Here is a 16,923-nt window from a genome sequence, read left to right as displayed (position 1 = left end):
CCTCTTGAAAATCCAAACAATTAAACCTAGTCTGAGCGCATCGGACTAGGTTTTTTGTTATGCGTATCTTTCAGCGAATTCATCAAAAATTGAATTGGTCGCCTCGGGCGTATGTGGGACTTATTTTAGGTTTTTTAGCTTTAGGTTATTTGGCGTCTGCGACCTACCACAGCTTAAAACCATTACCCGAAGGGCTGAATTACACTGGAAAATTACGTCATGCGCCTATTAAATTTATTGCCGATCAGACCTATATTGATGCGCAAGGCGTTCAGCAACAACAGCATCAAATTTTTAATGAAATTTTAGGGCTGATTGATGCAGCACAAAGCACCATTGTGTTGGATATGTTCTTATTTAACTCTGAAGTGGGAACGTCTAAACAGCAGCATCAACCGCTAACGCAGCAACTCACCGATGCTTTAATTCATAAACGTCGGATGCAGCCGAATATTGAAATCAAAGTCATTACCGATCCCATTAATTCGGTATATGGCGGCATCGCGCCTGAGCATTATCGTCAATTGCGTCAGGCGGGCATTGATGTGATTGAAACAGATTTAACCCCGCTGCGCGCATCGAATCCTTTGTGGTCAGGTTTTTGGTATCTCTGCTGTCAGGGTATTCCAAATAATGCAGAAAAAGGTTGGCTACCCAGTCCTTTCGGGCAAGATAAAATTACCCTGCGCAGTTATTTCAGCCTGTTTAATTTTAAAGCCAACCATCGTAAAACCATTGTGGTTGATACCACCGAAGGTTGGAAAGCGTTGGTGACCTCATTGAATCCGCATGATGGTAGTTCGCGTCATTCTAATATTGCCTTAGTGGTCACAGGCAATACAGCGGTTGATATTTTGCAGACTGAACAAGCCGTAGCACGTATGTCGCAAGGCAATGTGTCTGGGGTGATTGTGGGAGAGTTTGAGGCAGATCGCTCTTACCCTCAAGTGCAAGTTTTAACGGAAAAGGCTATTTGGGATGCTAGTTTAGCAATGATTGAAAATGCTAAGGCGCAAGAGCATCTTGATTTGGCAATGTTTTATTTGTCAGAACGTAAAGTGATTCAGGCTTTAATTGCTGCACAGCAACGTGGCGTACAGGTACGGGTATTGTTAGACCCGAATAAAGATGCCTTTGGTCGTGAAAAAAATGGCATTCCAAACCGACAAGTAGCAGCAGAATTGCATGCTGCAGGGGTGAAGATACGTTGGTGTAATACCCAAGGCGAGCAATGCCACAATAAAATGCTGATAAAATCGAATGCCACACAGGCCGAATTGATTTTAGGTTCTGCCAATTTCACCGCACGTAATTTAAAAAACTATAATTTAGAAAGCAACTTGCGTGTGGTCGGACAGGTGCAAGACCCTGTATTTCAGGATGCTCAACACTATTTTAATACCGCATGGTCAAACCTTGAGGGTAAAAATATGAGTGTGGATTATGCGGTGTATGCCGATGAGTCGAAGTGGAAATATGCGTTGTATCGCTTTATGGAATGGAGTGGTTTATCGACCTTTTGATTTTTAAATTCTATGCCTTGAACTCAAAAATCCCTCTTGTTGAAAGAGGGATTTTTTGAGCCGAATATTACTTTACAGGATTTGGCGGCACCATTTCATCCAAATCTTTATCACTCATTTGATCTAACTCGGCAATATCGGTTTTGATTTTCCATTGTGCTTCATCATCCACAGGATTCGGTAAACGCGCTTCTAACCAATCACAAACCACATCTGGGCTAAATTCTGGATGGTTGCATTGAATTACCCACGATAAAAAATCTTTGGCTTCACCATTCATATACGGTGGCGGTGAAACAGGTAAGAATTGAGTCGGTAAGCGTTCATCTCTGGAAATATAATTCAGCACATGTCCCAATTCCTGCACAGTTTGCCATGCCAACGGGTGTTCTACATCAATTTGAAATTTGAACCACCATGCATGCTGACCGTCTGAACCATAAGCGTCTACACGGGCTTGCTGTACACTTGGAACTTTGCAGAAAAACTGATGAAGGCGGTCAAAATTTAATTCAGGCACGAGGTTTCATCCAATTTCAAAAAAAATGTATCTTAGCATAGGGGTTGGAGATATTTCATAAATGGCGAGCCGTGTCGGTGAAATCTGCGGAGACGAAAGTTTAAAATTGCTGATTTTTTATTCATTGTTTATCCTTAATTTGAGCTTAGAATAAAAATATGAAAAAAAATAGGAGTGCTAGATATGAAAGTGGCGATTTTAACTGCATTGAGTGGCATGCTATTTTTAGGTGTGTCGATGCAGAGCTTGGCCGAAACCAATCGTTGGGCAGGATATACAGGCGTCAATACACAGCGTGATCAGCATCGTCCTTATTCGCCACAACATCGTCCTGCTTATCCGCAGCATCGACCTTATCATTCACAGCAACCCTATTCCTATCCACCACATTATCCATACCATCAACGACCTGTGCCGCAGTGGGGGCAGCCCACGATTCGTAGTGGCATCAATATTCAATACAATGCGCCAAGTACTGTGCAATATAACCACCAAAGTTACAGTTGGGTAAATGGTGAGCCAAGTAGCGCACATATTGAAAGTTCGACCTATCGTGTGGTGACCGACTGGCAGCACTTGGGTTTACCCGCTCCGCCACGAGGTATGTACTGGATTTTTGAACATGGGCGTTATGTGTTGGTGGCAAATCGTTGAGAAAAAAGTGAAATCATAGACATCAATGCTTCTAGATATTGAGTATCTAGAAGCATTTTTTTGACCTATTTTAGATTTTTACGCCAATTCATCATCTTCTGGGCGAGGGGTTTTGCCTTGTGCTAAAGGCTTTTCACTGTGCTTGTCTCGAATAACGGAAGGGTAATGCCAAGATGCAAAACGCACCACTAAAATTGCAGCGGCTAAAATTAAAATTGAACCAGTAATAATCACTAAGTCGAGATCAGCTTTATGGTCGTGTTGAATATCTGAAATTAGCAAACGGGTTAGTGCGGTAATGGCAATATAAATTAAAAAACGCACAGGCATGTGATTGGTTTTAAAATAAATACCCACCATTGCACCTAGTTCTAAATAGATAAAAAGCAATAAGATGTCATCAATAGTGGCATATTGTTTGATGGTGAAAATATCAATTACCGTATGTCCAGCAGACCAAATGACCATACAGCCAATGATAAAGAGCGCAAGATAATGAAAACTTTCTACAGCCCAATTGCCATATTTGTCTAATAGGCTTTCAACTGCTTGAATATTTTTATCTATTTTTGAACGACGTACTGCCATTTTCACCTCCTGTTTGAGTATGGATATTCAGACTTCAACAAAGGTGATGCAAATTTCATGCACAAATTAGAATAGGGATATAAAATTTAGTACAAAAAAACGCCTGATGATTCAGGCGTTTTTGCGATAATGTATTAATTAAGACTGGTTAGTGAAGTAATCTTCGCTGAAGTTCATCACCACTTCTGCACCCGCTTTCACTTTGGTAATGCGTAAAGTCAGTTCTGGCAAAATACGTTGTACAAAGTACAGTGCCAATGACAATTTGTTTTGATAGAACTCACCCTCTTTTTGCTTGGCTGCATTGGCAATGCGCGCAAACATATATGAGAAGCTGAGCAAACCTACCGCATGTAAATAATCAACCGCTGCTGCGTTCGGGAAATCTACATTTTCTTTGGCTGCATTTAAAACGTATTGAGTCACGGATTCAACTTCAGTCGCTGCATCTAAAGTTGCATCTTTAATGAAGTTGAGGTCTGCATCTAAACCATTGGTGAAATCACGGATTTCTGCAATGTATTCTGCAATAAATTCGCCATTACATTTAATGGTTTTACGACCAATCAAGTCTTGCGATTGTACGCCGTTGGTGCCTTCATAAATTTGGGCGATACGTAAATCACGAACACATTGCTCCATACCCCATTCACGGATATAACCATGACCACCGAAGACCATTTGCGCATCAAGTGTCGCATTGAAAGCAGTATCGGTTAAGTAGGCTTTGGCAATTGGAGTTAACAATGCAACACGGTCATTGGCTTTTTTCACAGCTTCTGCATCGGTAGAGAATTTAGTGATATCCAATTGTTGACCCACATATACCGCAAATGCACGCGAAGCTTCATTATTGGCACGCGCATTAAGTAACATACGACGTACATCGCCATGTACCAAAATGCTGTCTGCAGCTTTGTTTGGTGATTTTACACCCGATGCACTACGACCTTGGATACGGTCAGTCGCATATTGTGCAGCATTTTGATAGGCAAATTCTGATGCACCTAAACCTTGAATTCCCATAGACAGGCGTTCGTAGTTCATCATGATGAACATGGCTGCCAAACCTTCATTTTCTTTGCCGACCAAGTAACCTTTGGCGCCATCAAAGTTCATCACACAAGTTGCAGAGGCTTTAATGCCCATTTTGTGTTCGATTGAGCCTGGACCTACTGGGTTGCGCTCACCCAACGAACCATCTTCATTCACCAAGAATTTTGGCACGATGAATAAAGAAATACCGCGTGAACCTGCAGGAGCGTCTGGTGTTTTCGCTAAAACTAAGTGAATGATGTTTTCTGCGAGGTCGTGATCACCACCTGTAATAAAGATTTTAGTCCCTGTGATGTTGTACGTACCATCTGCATTTGGCTCTGCTTTGGTTTTAATAATCCCGAGGTCTGTTCCTGCATGTGGTTCAGTCAAACACATGGTACCTGACCATTCACCTGAGTAAATTTTAGGTAAATAGGTTTCTTTCTGTTCTTGTGATGCATAGCTGCTTAATGCCATGCCTGCACCGACAGATAGCAGTGGATACAACATGAAGGATGGGTTGGTGGCAAACAGCATTTCATCTGACAATACTGTCAGCATTTTTGGCATGCCTTGACCACCCCATTCTTCATCTGCGCCTAAACCAATCCAGCCGCCTTCGGCATATTGTTTAAATGCTTCTTTAAATCCAGCAGGTGTGGTGACTTCGCCATTGTTATAGGTCGCGCCTTCTTCATCACCGCTACGGTTAATAGGCAACGTCACATTTTGGGCAAATTTTGCCATTTCTTCCAAAATTGCTTCAGCCGTTGCAGCATCAAGGTGAGCGAGGTTTTCATTGTTTTGCCAGAATTGTTCTGCATTGAATACATCATTTAAGATGAATTTCATATCGGCAAGTGGGGCATTATAAATTGGCATGTGAGTTCACCTGTTTATTGTTTGAATCTTGATTCGTTGAGTTCAGTGTAATCTACAATTGTGAATGTTGTAGGCGACTAAAGCGAAAGAATGCTTTATTTATAAAGAAAAAGGACTGTCAATGCTATGACCGTCCTTTCTCAATTTCTGTACTCAAGAGTACAACATTTTGAATATCCCGCTAAATATGTTCAATATTTAGCGAGTTTCAATTTTCGCTTAGAAAGCAAAGTGTTCAGCATCTAATGCAAATAGTGGCTCTACACCTGTTGCAATCACGTCTACGTGTGAGCGAACACGTGGCAAGATTTTCTTGAAGTAGAAACGTGCAGTCGTCACTTTAGCATTGTAGAAGTCTACATCGGTTGTGCCTGCTGCAAGTGCTTCTTGAGCGACCAATGCCATACGTGCCCATAGGTAAGCTAGTGTTACATAACCAGAGAAGTACATGTAGTCTACTGCTGCAGCACCTACTTCCTCAGGGTTTTGCATTGCACGCATACCAATTTGCATGGTCAAATCGCCCCATTCTTTATTGAGCGCTGCGAGCGGTTCAACAAATTCTTGCATTGCTGCGTTGTCTTTGTTGGCTTCTGCAAATTTATGGATGATTTTGGTGAAGTCTTTCAACATTGCACCTTGTGTACCCAAAACTTTACGACCTAACAAATCGATTGCTTGAATTTCAGTTGTACCTTCGTACAAGCATGAAATACGTGTATCACGCACAATTTGTTCCATGCCATGCTCAGAAATGAAGCCATGACCGCCGAAGACTTGCACACCATGTTTTGCAGATTCAGAACCTGTTTCAGTTAAGAATGCTTTTGCAATAGGCGTCAATAAAGACAAGATGTTGTCAGAGAACTTACGTTCTTCTTCAGTTGCACCTTGTTCAACGATATCTGCGTGTAGAGACAACAGATACACTAGTGCGCGACCACCTTCAGCAAACGCTTTTTGAGTCAATAGCATATTGCGTACAGCAGGATGCACAATAATTGGATCTGCTTCTTTTTCAGGAGCTTTCGGACCAGAAAGTGAGCGCATTGCTAAACGGTCTTTGGCATAAGTCAACGCACCTTGGAAAGAACCTTCAGATGCTGCAAGACCTTGTACCGCTGTACCGATACGTGCAGTGTTCATGAACGTGAACATGCAGTTTAGACCACGGTTTTCAGGGCCAATCAAGAAACCTTTCGCATTATCAAAGTTGATGACGCAAGTTGCATTGCCATGAATACCCATTTTGTGTTCGATTGAACCACAACGTACACCATTACGCTCCCCTAAAGAACCATCTGCATTCAGGTTGAACTTAGGAACGATGAACAGAGAAATACCTTTAGTTCCTTTAGGTGCACCAGGTAAACGTGCCAATACGATGTGCACGATATTCTCTGCCATGTCATGTTCACCAGCAGAGATAAAGATTTTCTCGCCCGAGATTGCATAGCTTCCGTCGGCCTGAGGTTCAGCTTTAGTACGGATAATACCCAAGTCAGAACCTGCATGAGATTCGGTTAAACACATGGTACCTGTCCACTCACCTGAAACAAGCTTTGGCAGATAGGTTGCTTTTTGTTCATCTGAACCGTGGTGTTCTAAAGTACGTACAGCACCATGAGAAAGACCTGGGTACATGCCCCATGCCCAGTTTGCTGTACCTACCATTTCTGAAATCACGTTTCCTAGAGAAACAGGTAGACCTTGACCGCCGTATTGTTCTTCAGCAGAAAGAGACGGGAAGCCAAGTTCGATATATTTTTGATACGCTTCTTTAAAGCCCGTTGGTGTAGTCACCACGCCATCATTCCAAGTACAACCTTCACGGTCACCCACTTGGTTTAACGGAGATAATTCGTTTTCACAGAAATCTGCTGCAGCTTCCAAATATTGGTCAACCAATTCACGGCTTACGTTTTCTTGGAATGCAGGTAATTTTGCATAGTGATCTTCGGCATTTAATAATTCATGCAAAACGAATTGCATATCACGTAAAGGCGCTTTGTATTGTGGCATATCGGTTTCCTCAATACTGGTTTGACCAGCGTTATATTTTAAATGGATTTCAGCGCATGCCTTCTCAGACATGCCATGTTGGAATGGTTGTAATCGTGCAACATCTTCTAATTCGGTACAAGCATCTGCATAGCATTTCTTGGTGACTGCAAAGTCAAAGATTTTTATCTTGAAATGGCTAAGTTACTTGAGTGTAAACAGTTTTGCTGAATTTGAAATGATACAAATAGTCAAAAAGCGTAAAGAGATATGTCTAAGTGAAGTGGATAAAAAGGTAAATAAAAAGGCACTCAATCGAGTGCCTTAGAGTCGTGTAAGTGTGTGCTCACCTGAATGCATTAGCGCGAAGTAGGTGATATTCTCATTTGTTGCATAGGTTGATTCGGCTGAAAACGAACCAAGCATTGTCCCTTGAGTTGTAGTTCGCCCAGTTTCACTTGAACGTGTTGTCCATGCATTTTTCCTTCACAGGCAGCACGCATGGCCTTTTGATGCGCTTGATGTTGTGCTAATCGTTGATCGTACCGTTTGGTCATTTCAGCACGTTGCGCATCGGTCAGCACTTCACCACGTTGTTGCATACGCGGCATTTTTGCACGCATGGCTTGGTGTTGTTGCATCGCATATTGGCGATGTTGTTTAAATGACTGGCGATCAGGCTGGAAACGCATCGTACAGGTACCTGCGAGTGTTTGATCACCTACTTTTAATTGTAGATTTGTACCTACTGCTTTGTTGTCACAAGCCTGTTGCATCTGCCCACGAAATGCGCGGTGTTCTGCACGCATGGCACGATATTGCTCGCGTTGTTCAGGACTGAAGCGTTGTCCATCTTGAGCATAATGTTGTTTAAACATACGTGTTTGTTGTCGTTCGGTCAGATCATTACTGGTTTGGCATGCAGTTAAAATCCCCATGCCCAAAACACTTGCCCCAAGTAATGCGATTTTCGTCATCTGTTTCATCTTCAAACTCCCCAACCTGCTTTTAACTTCACTCAGTTAAGATTAAATAATAAAGATGAAGAAACAATGGAGAGTTTTTTCTAGCACTGTTGGTTACAATGCTCAAAATCAATAAGAAAAGCTGAGATTGCGCTTTTGAAAATTCGCCGTATTCCCATCGCATTACGCCTGTTTCTCACAGTGCTGCTGACGACCTTACTGATCACCACGGTCAGTTTGGGGGTATTGCATGTCAATATGCAGCGTAATTTCAGTAAATACGTGGCTGATGTCGAAATGCAAAAGCTGGACTTAGTCATTCAAAACTTGGCAGAAGTCTATGCGGTATATCACGATTGGGGCAACGCCATTCAGGCGCAAATTCTCCAAATTGAAGGTGAAGCTGCGCCCGATGATTATGACCGTTTATCGCGGTGGTGGTTACGTCGTCAGTATGACATTGCTTTGCAGCAGCGTTATTTTCAGGAACACACCCTCGCCAATGTAAACTCAAGTGTAGTCGAGCCTGAGCCAGGCAAACGACAAGCCAATGCGGAAGAACTTCGCTGGTTAGAGCTGAATTTACCTTCACAATTTCAGCCATTTGAAGGTTTAGTGTTTCCTTTGAGTGCCAATCAGAATGCTTTCCGTCCTGATCGTAAAAATGAAGGACACCAAAACACGACAGAATCATCTGGAAAAAAACAATTTATTTCGATGCCTGACCGTTTAGGCTTGAGTTCACGCTTATCTTTATATGATGCCCAGCGGCAATTTGTAGTGGGAGAGCCTGCTGAAACTCAAATTTCCTTTCGTCCAATTATGGTCGGTGAAAAAATCGTGGGTTATCTGGGCTTAAAACCTGTGTTAGATCAGGAAGATGCTTTAAGTATTAATTTTTTTAGTAAACAAACTCGTTATTTATTATTGGCTTATGCTTTAAGTATTTTGGCGAGCTTGATTGCTGCCTTATTGTTGGCGACCTATTTTAAAAAGCCAATTCAGCGCTTATTAAATGGCACACGTGAATTAACCAAAGGCCATTATCAGCATCAGGTCAAGGTCAATCGTAATGATGAGTTGGGTGATTTATCTACCGAATTGAATCATTTGGCGGTGATTTTAGATCAACATGAAACTTCACGTCGTCAGTGGGTGGCTGATACTTCGCATGAATTAAAAACGCCATTGGCGGTGTTGCAGGCGCAAATTGAAGCCATGCAAGATGGTATCCGCAAAGCCACACCAGAGCATTTGGCTGCGATGATGCATCAGGTCAATAGTCTGAAAAAACTCACACAGGATTTATCGGAATTGGCGCAAGCCGAAGCCATGCAGCTGAAATGCTATTTCTCGAGCATTGATCCATGGCAAGTGATTGAGCAGGAAATCGAAAGCTTTAAGCCGAAATTTGAGCAGGCTCAGTTGGACTTGATCGTGTCGGGTGAAGGCACGCAATTACAATTGGATATAGACCGTTTTAAACAAATTATGCTCAACTTGCTCAGTAATAGTATTCGCTATACTGAAGCAGGTGGGCAGGTGCATATTCACACCGGTCAAAGCGCAACCGAGTGGACAGTGTATGTAGATGACAGCCCGTTTGGCCTAAGTGATGAACAACTGGCCCGTTTGGGTGAGCGTTTTTATCGCGCCGATGATTCACGTACACGTGCCACAGGCGGGACAGGTTTAGGTCTGGCTTTATCGGTCAAAATTGCTAAAGCATTGGGCGGAGAGTTAAGTTTTGCACATTCACCATTGGGTGGTTTACGTTGCAAATTAAGCTTTCCCAAAACAATCAAATCTTGAAAGACTTTAAGGAATCGTGCATGAAACATATCTTGCTGGTTGAAGATGAAATTGAACTTGCCCAATTGGTGCGAGATTATTTAGAAGCTGCTGGTTTTGAAGTCAGTATGTTTCATGATGGACAAGAAGCCTATGACAGCTTTTTGCAGCGTAAACCGAGCTTGATGATTTTAGATTTAATGGTACCGCGTATGGATGGTTTGACCATTTGCCGCAAAGTGCGTGAACAGTCCGATGTGCCTATTATTATGGTCACGGCACGTACTGAAGAAATTGATCGGGTGCTAGGCTTGAACATGGGCGCAGATGATTATGTATGTAAGCCTTTTAGCCCGAAAGAATTGGTGGCACGTGTGCAAGCGGTGTTGCGCCGTTTGGAGCGTAAAGTTGAACCTGAAAGCAATGATTTATTCCGCATGGATAAAGCACAGCAGCGCATTTGGTATCAACAAAAAACCTTGAATTTGACCCCAACCGAATTCCGTTTATTGGAATTGTTTTTAGAGCATGTCGGGCAGGTGTATTCACGCGCGCAGTTGCTAGACCATATTAACCCAGACAGTTTTGAAGTGGCAGATCGTGTAATTGATAGCCACATTAAAAACTTGCGCCGTAAAATTTCTGACGCTGCCGAAACGGGAAATCGTCATGAATGGATTCAGGCGGTGTATGGTGTGGGCTATCGTTTTGAGTATCCTGAAGAGTGATTTAGAATAAAAGATATATTTATAATATATTGTTAAGCGGTTGAAAAAGTGATATTTTTCAACCGTTTTTTTATAACAATTATTTTAGAGGGAAACTCATGATGAAAAAAACGATTTTAACTGTGTCTTGTGCCTTAATTTTGACAGCTTGTGGTGGTGGTGGTGGTGGAAGTGACACTTCACCCAAAAATCCTGCAGATGGTAGTGTCATTCAACAACCAGCCAATGATTTGTCTAATGCAAAAGAGTTGATTCAGACGGTAAATAATATTGTTGCGTATTATGATGGCTTTGCTGATATTAGTGAACGTTATCAACAACCAATACAGGCGATTAATGGTACAACAAGTGATTTGATTGACGCTGCGGATATTGTTATTACATTAGTACGTTTGGCACAGGCAGATGCGGGTGGGAGTAATAAAACATATACAGCCAAAGATTTAGAAAAATTATTAGCATTAGGTGGTTTTACTCAAGAGTACAACATAAAAAATAATACGTTGCAGGTGGTAACGAGTGCAAATAGTGTAAAAGTATCGGGTACATTAAAAGCTGAAACTTTTCAGAATTTTGATTTTGATAAAGCTCAACAAGATAATTGGCCTGATGGTTGGTTTTCAAATCCAGAATATGCTATTTATGGTGATGAAATGGCTATTACTGTAGGTAATTTTACAGTTGAGGAACCTGTTTTAGATCAGGTAAATACTACTTTAAATGCGACAATTGGTGCTAACAGTATTTTAGAAGTACAAAACTTAGCTAATAATAAAAAAGCAAAATTAAGTTTTAGTAACACCAGTGCAATTGCAGTAACGTATGCGGATGCAATGAAAATGGATGAGCGAGCTGCAGAAGAATTACCACAAAATGCTCAATTAAAGTTTTTAAATGTACAGTTTGAAAGTGAAGGATTAACTGCTATTTTGACTGAGTTTTCAGCTCAAGCTAAAGTTGCAAAGTTGACTGATGGCGTAGCTAGTTATGATCAGTTAATACCTGCAGAAATTATTTTAAAAGGTAGTCTTGATCTCAATGATGAATTGCTTCAACTAGATGCAAAGTTAAACTTAAATAATGATTTTAATAAAGTTTATAATATTCTTGTAGAAACACCAGATAATTTTATGGATGCAAGCGTATATCTTAAATTAGCTGGTAATTTAAAAGGTGCTCAAGCTACGACAAAACCATTTGTGTTAAGTGTAAATGCAAAGCGTTCAGAACTCACTAAGGGAACAGCGAATATTGAAGTTGCCGTAGATAAGTCTGTACTAGATATTAATCTAGTAGCACAACAGTTGAATGCTGAACCATTTTTATCTGCTGTTATTAAAAATAAAACAGGTGCTTCGGTCACTATTGAAAATATTGATACATTTACTCAGGCAGATATTATGGTAAATGGAAAATCTCAAGGTAAGGTGACAAAAAACTCAACAGGAAACTATATCGCTTCATTTGTTGATAATCAGATTCTTGTTATAGCTCCTTAATATTATAAGGAAATGGTTTCTTGATACAGTGATGTCTATACAAATAGATTTTTCTGAAATTAAGAAACCATTTTATTTTTTATGAAATATCTATTTTTAATTCTATGTTTTTTTTCAGTTTTCACCTATGCTGCGAGCGTGGAATATCGAGCGGATGCGTCATTATATAGTGAGCCTATTGCTATTGATGCTTTTTTAGATGATTGGCAAGATCCTGATTTTAAAAGTGGCAAGTACGCCTTTGCTCATGGTTTGATGCAGCTTTCTGTGCAACAAGATCAATGGAATTTAGGTTGGTTGTGGCGTTATGATTACATTTTAAAATTTAGTCCAGATATGGCAAAGCTTTATTACCAAATTGAAAATGATTTGCCTTTAGATGCAGAGAGTATGTATGAATTAACACTACATGCACAACATTTAGAGCGTATTGGCGCACGTATAGCATATGACTGGGTGCCCCAATCAAATTGGATACTTACAGCCGGTGTAAGTGCATTATATGGTCGACATTTTGTAGACGGTCAATTTAATGCTTTTGGTGAAACTAATTTAATGCCTCGTTTAGCAGACCGTGTGCAATGGTTGAATGGACAACTTAATTATTATTATGACCAGCCAGCATTAAAAGAGGATGAGTTAGGTCTTGGAGATTTTAGAGCAAAAGAAGGTTATGGTTATGCTTTAGATCTTACTTTACAAGGGGAGTGGTTAGAAAAATGGTACTTGAAATTCCAATTGGAGGATATTTTTAGCTATATGTATTGGGATGAAGCTCCCTATAGCCAATACCAAGCAACATTTGATCAAAACTCTCGACCTCGAATTAATTTAACCGGCACAGTAGCTACAGATAAGAGTTATAAGCAAAAAATTCCATATAAAATTTCGACCGAATTACTTTACAATATTCATTCAGAAATCCAATTAGGAGTTAGTAGTTTTTCTAACCCGTTCACAAGTTTATGGCAAATGCACTTTTTATGGCAACCTGACTCATTGCAATTAGGTCTACATTTTGAGCCACAAACCAAAAGCTTAGGTGTTTCTTTTAGGCATGAAAATATTGGAATGAAGTATTTGACGGATAATTTAAACACAAATCAAGCGCATAGAATGGAAGCCTATTTATTTGCACAATATCAATGGTAAAACTTATTTATTATATTTTTTTCTTTAAATAGGTGTGAGATATAATGATTCCAAAAGAAGAATATTAGGGTGATTTTGTATGAAATGCTTTAATTAGCCCAACCCGTTGTTTTTCTACTTTCCTTAATTTTGCGACCACCAATTCATACGAGTTTAAGACCAAATCTTGCACCAATTGCTCATCTAAATTGTCATCTGCAAAAATTGAAATCCAATGTTGTTTATTCATGTGCCAGCCCGCACGAATATAAGGATAAAAATCACGTAACATCGCACCATGCTCAGGTTTAACTTTTAGATTGATGATGGCATGACCATTTAAATACAGACTCAGCATAAATACTTTATCGAAAATTTTATGCACCAAGCAGCCATCACCAAAAGGTTCGCTCAGGCTAACCGCAGGCAATTGTGTTGCAACCCTTGCTGCGATTTGATGCATAGATGACGGTGTTTGTGCCACTTATTTTCTCCTAAAAAGTTTATCCTGTGGATAACCACAGCTTTTTCCACAGAAAATGTGTATAACTTTGTTGGAATTCTAAACGTCCTTTGGCGAGTGCATCAGTATTAAGATGAACAACTCACCATCACTTCTGGCACATCACTTGGTAAAGGTGCTAAATCTTCAGGTTTTTCCAATGCTGTTTGCTGAATATACGGCTGGCTGAGCAAGTTAAATAAACGCTCAACTTCTGAAAAATCATCACGTTCTGCTTGCTCAATCGCCTTTTGTGCCATGTGATTGCGCAAAATATAGTGAGGGTTTACCTGTTGCATTGCAGCATCTAAAGCATCGGTATCTTGATGTTCACGAATCTGTAAATACTGTGCCAAAAAGCTTTCCCACTGTCTACGATCCAAACAATCATCCAGTATTTTAGTATATTGTTTATTTTGTAGGCGGATGAAGCTCTGGGTGTAATCCAGTTGTTCACTTTGCAAAATGCGTAAGAAGTTGGTAGCGCAATCAAAACTGTCTTTATGGAAGCTTGGCAGTCCCATTTTTTCACATAAACCGAGTTTATAATGCTCCAAAAAAGTGGGTTCAAAATGTTCTAAGCATGCTGCCAGTGCTTGTTTCCAGTGTTCTTTCTGATCTGGGTTTTGCTCAAGTGGAATTAAATTATTTAACCAGACCCATAAATTCCAGTGTGCTACGCTGGGTTGTTGTTGGTAGGTATAACGTCCTTGATAGTCCGAATGATTGTTGATCCAATTGGGACGAAAACGCTCCATAAAGCCATAAGGACCGAAATCGAGTGTTGAACCTGTGATATTTAAATTGTCGGTGTTCATCACGCCATGCGCAAAACCGACCAGTTGCCACTTTGCAATCATGACAGCGGTACGTTGAATGACTTTCGTAGCAAAAGCGAGTATCGGCTGTTCGGTTGCCAAGCATTCTGGGTAGTGCCATTCAATACACTTTTGCACAAATTCAGGCAGTAATTCAGGTTGATAATGATTGATCCATTCAAAATGTCCCAAGCGAATATGACAGTCTGATGTGCGTAATAGCATTGCGCCAAGTTCTAATTTTTCACGTTGTACACCTTGAGTGGATGAGGTAAATCCAACGGCATTGCTTGATGGCACACCCAGCGCATTTAAAGCATGACCTGCCAAATATTCACGAATCACGGAACGTAATACTGCACGTCCATCGCCCATACGAGAATATGGCGTTGCCCCCGCACCTTTTAAATGCAGGTCAATAGTACGTTGTTGTGTGTCCAAAACTTGCGCAATGAGTAAACCGCGTCCATCTCCCAATTGACCTGCCCACTGACCAAATTGATGTCCTGCATAGACCATTGCCAAAGCAGGAAATTCTTTAAACGTCTTTTGACCACTGCAAATTTCCACCCATTGCTGTTGTTCTTCGGCTGTCCATTGCAGTTCTTTTGCCAATGCTGCATTAAAGTGTCCTGCTTTTGCGCCTTTTAAGGGGAGAGGCTGCTGCATGTGATAAAGACGGGCGGGCAGGGTCGGATAACGTGGATTAAATTGCATGATGATGAAGCGCTTGGCACAAAGTGAGTTTCACTATAGCAAACTTAGACTTTAAAAACTGTAGTCTAAAAATGCAGAAAGCCCTGAACAGGTCAGGGCTTTCGCAGTGCATCAGAACAGAGGTTTATTCAGATACAGGATTCTTTTTCAGGTTGCGCATCAGCAAGTTCAAGGTTTCACGATGGTGTGAAAGACGCTGTTCAACCAACTGGAATTCAACTTTCAATTTGTCATCCATTTGGTGAATTTTTTCTGCTACAGAAGCTTTTTTCGCCTGAATTTCTTGCTCTTTTAACTTTGCCCAATCGTTCAGGGTTTGGGTAAAGGCATCATATTCTTGCGCAAGACGGCTTTTAACTTGACCAATGTCATCATTTACATTGTGACCATAAACTGCCAAGTCTTGCTCTGCATATTTAAAACGCATCGCCAATTCTGCTTTTTTAATGTTAAAGCTTGGAATACGACGTAAATTTTTAGCCAAACCTAATTTAGAGCATGTCCAAATTAACCATTTAGTTGGGTCATATTGCCACCATTTTACGCCATTACGATAATCGTATTGGAAAATATGGTGATAGTTATGATAACCCTCGCCCCAAGTGGCAATGGCTAACCAGAAGTTATCACGCGCGGTGTTTTCGTCAGTATAAGGACGTGAACCCCACATGTGGCACAGCGAGTTAATAAAGAAGGTAACATGGTGGCTTAAAATCAGACGCATTAAACCGCCCAATAGCAACACACCCCACATATCACCAACAGCCCAGCCAATTGGCACTAAAATGCCAACATGAACTGCAATTACCATTGGCACATAATATTTGTGCTGGAACATCACCAATTTGTCATTTAACAAATCTGGCGCATTTTTAAAGTTTGGCTCTGCGGCAGGGTAGTCACGTAACATCCAGCCCATGTGCGCAAACCAAAAACCATTGTTGATTGAATATGGGTCTTTTTCGACATCATCAACATGGCGGTGATGGGTACGGTGACCTGAACCCCAGAACAAAATACTGTTCTGAACGGCAAAAGTCCCCATAATCATCAAAAGAATTTTTAAAGGAAGCGTAGCTTCGTAGGCACGGTGTGCCCATAAACGGTGATAACCTGCTGTAATACCCAAGCTACTTACGCCAAGTAATACAAACATACTGATCCAAGCGGCTAAGCTAAAATCATGGTGATAGGCATACCAAGGAATTGCAATCACGGCAACAATAGGTAAGAAAACCAGTGCAAAGATGGCAATCCAGTTGATTGGGGCTTTGGGTAAGGGAGCATTCATCTCCAACAGCACTCCTAGAACCTTTGGGAGGTATAAGTAGACGCTTAATCCGTTATAAAATCATGATCTGCCCGAAGGAAATGATCATAGTATTAAAGTTTATAGGGATTAATTTTTTCGCATATTAGCATGAGCGTATTCACGATCACAGCATTATTGTACAGTTGTATTGTACTGGGTGGTAACAGAATATAATGGTATTTGTAGGTTTTTACGAAAATGTGCGGTATGACAGCCAAACCAGCACAGAAAATCTGTTATTTAAACATATATAT

14 protein-coding genes are annotated in these 16,923 nt (G+C 40.8%); 6 read left to right on the top strand and 8 right to left on the bottom strand.

Annotated elements, in window-relative coordinates; all coding sequences use genetic code 11:
- The first annotated feature begins 59 nt into the window (after positions 1–59).
- The gene (locus FTU92_RS00425) at positions 60–1,523 is read left to right on the top strand and encodes a phospholipase D family protein (protein WP_180095269.1); all 1,464 of its coding nucleotides are present in this window, start codon (positions 60–62) and stop codon (positions 1,521–1,523) included.
- Between the two features lie 67 nt (positions 1,524–1,590).
- On the opposite strand, the gene FTU92_RS00420 is transcribed toward FTU92_RS00425, so the two are convergent.
- On the bottom strand, positions 1,591–2,043 hold the full coding sequence (locus FTU92_RS00420) for a hypothetical protein (RefSeq protein WP_004975032.1): 453 nt from the start codon (positions 2,041–2,043) through the stop codon (positions 1,591–1,593).
- Positions 2,044–2,226: 183 nt separating this feature from the next.
- On the opposite strand from FTU92_RS00420, the gene FTU92_RS00415 reads away from it, so the two are divergent.
- Positions 2,227–2,697: an RcnB family protein gene (locus FTU92_RS00415; RefSeq protein ID WP_004975035.1), complete on the top strand. Its 471-nt coding sequence runs from the start codon at positions 2,227–2,229 to the stop codon at positions 2,695–2,697.
- 78 nt (positions 2,698–2,775) lie between these two features.
- On the opposite strand, the gene FTU92_RS00410 is transcribed toward FTU92_RS00415, so the two are convergent.
- The 4 genes from FTU92_RS00410 to FTU92_RS00395 all read right to left on the bottom strand — a co-directional run bounded on the left by FTU92_RS00410 (position 2,776) and on the right by FTU92_RS00395 (position 8,192).
- Positions 2,776–3,285, bottom strand: a complete 510-nt coding sequence (locus FTU92_RS00410; protein ID WP_004975036.1) for a phosphate-starvation-inducible protein PsiE — start codon at positions 3,283–3,285, stop codon at positions 2,776–2,778.
- Positions 3,286–3,423: 138 nt separating this feature from the next.
- Entirely contained in the window at positions 3,424–5,205 is a 1,782-nt protein-coding gene (locus FTU92_RS00405; protein WP_180095266.1) for an acyl-CoA dehydrogenase C-terminal domain-containing protein, read from the bottom strand.
- Between the two features lie 219 nt (positions 5,206–5,424).
- Positions 5,425–7,227, bottom strand: coding sequence for an acyl-CoA dehydrogenase C-terminal domain-containing protein (locus FTU92_RS00400; RefSeq protein ID WP_026438352.1), 1,803 nt, complete (start codon positions 7,225–7,227; stop codon positions 5,425–5,427).
- Positions 7,228–7,565: 338 nt separating this feature from the next.
- Complete coding sequence (locus FTU92_RS00395) at positions 7,566–8,192, bottom strand: hypothetical protein (RefSeq protein WP_004975043.1); 627 nt, start codon at positions 8,190–8,192, stop codon at positions 7,566–7,568.
- Between the two features lie 135 nt (positions 8,193–8,327).
- Here FTU92_RS00395 and baeS point away from each other — a divergent pair, with 135 nt between their 5' ends.
- The 4 genes from baeS to FTU92_RS14010 all read left to right on the top strand — a co-directional run bounded on the left by baeS (position 8,328) and on the right by FTU92_RS14010 (position 13,341).
- Entirely contained in the window at positions 8,328–9,983 is a 1,656-nt protein-coding gene (gene baeS, locus FTU92_RS00390) for a sensor histidine kinase efflux regulator BaeS (protein WP_180095263.1), read from the top strand.
- Between the two features lie 20 nt (positions 9,984–10,003).
- Positions 10,004–10,690 carry a response regulator gene (locus FTU92_RS00385; RefSeq protein WP_168418565.1) on the top strand — a complete coding sequence of 229 codons (687 nt, stop codon included), beginning with the start codon at positions 10,004–10,006 and terminating at the stop codon, positions 10,688–10,690.
- Between the two features lie 98 nt (positions 10,691–10,788).
- A complete protein-coding gene (locus tag FTU92_RS00380; protein ID WP_180095260.1) occupies positions 10,789–12,189 on the top strand; it encodes a hypothetical protein in 1,401 nt (466 codons plus the stop codon).
- 138 nt (positions 12,190–12,327) lie between these two features.
- Positions 12,328–13,341: a hypothetical protein gene (locus FTU92_RS14010; protein WP_225543645.1), complete on the top strand. Its 1,014-nt coding sequence runs from the start codon at positions 12,328–12,330 to the stop codon at positions 13,339–13,341.
- Positions 13,342–13,405: 64 nt separating this feature from the next.
- Here FTU92_RS14010 and FTU92_RS00370 read toward each other — a convergent pair whose 3' ends face one another.
- The 3 genes from FTU92_RS00370 to FTU92_RS00360 form a co-directional block, all read right to left on the bottom strand.
- Positions 13,406–13,783 carry an MmcQ/YjbR family DNA-binding protein gene (locus FTU92_RS00370; RefSeq protein ID WP_131260790.1) on the bottom strand — a complete coding sequence of 126 codons (378 nt, stop codon included), beginning with the start codon at positions 13,781–13,783 and terminating at the stop codon, positions 13,406–13,408.
- Between the two features lie 128 nt (positions 13,784–13,911).
- The gene (locus FTU92_RS00365) at positions 13,912–15,357 is read right to left on the bottom strand and encodes a YdiU family protein (RefSeq protein ID WP_180060992.1); all 1,446 of its coding nucleotides are present in this window, start codon (positions 15,355–15,357) and stop codon (positions 13,912–13,914) included.
- 124 nt (positions 15,358–15,481) lie between these two features.
- Positions 15,482–16,648, bottom strand: coding sequence for an acyl-CoA desaturase (locus FTU92_RS00360; RefSeq protein ID WP_180095255.1), 1,167 nt, complete (start codon positions 16,646–16,648; stop codon positions 15,482–15,484).
- Positions 16,649–16,923 lie beyond the last annotated feature (275 nt).

The organism is Acinetobacter sp. YH12205, assembly GCF_013418125.1.
Taxonomy (GTDB): Bacteria; Pseudomonadota; Gammaproteobacteria; order Pseudomonadales; family Moraxellaceae; genus Acinetobacter; species Acinetobacter towneri.
Note: the sequence above shows the minus strand (reverse complement) of the source record. Positions and strands in the feature narration are given on the sequence as shown.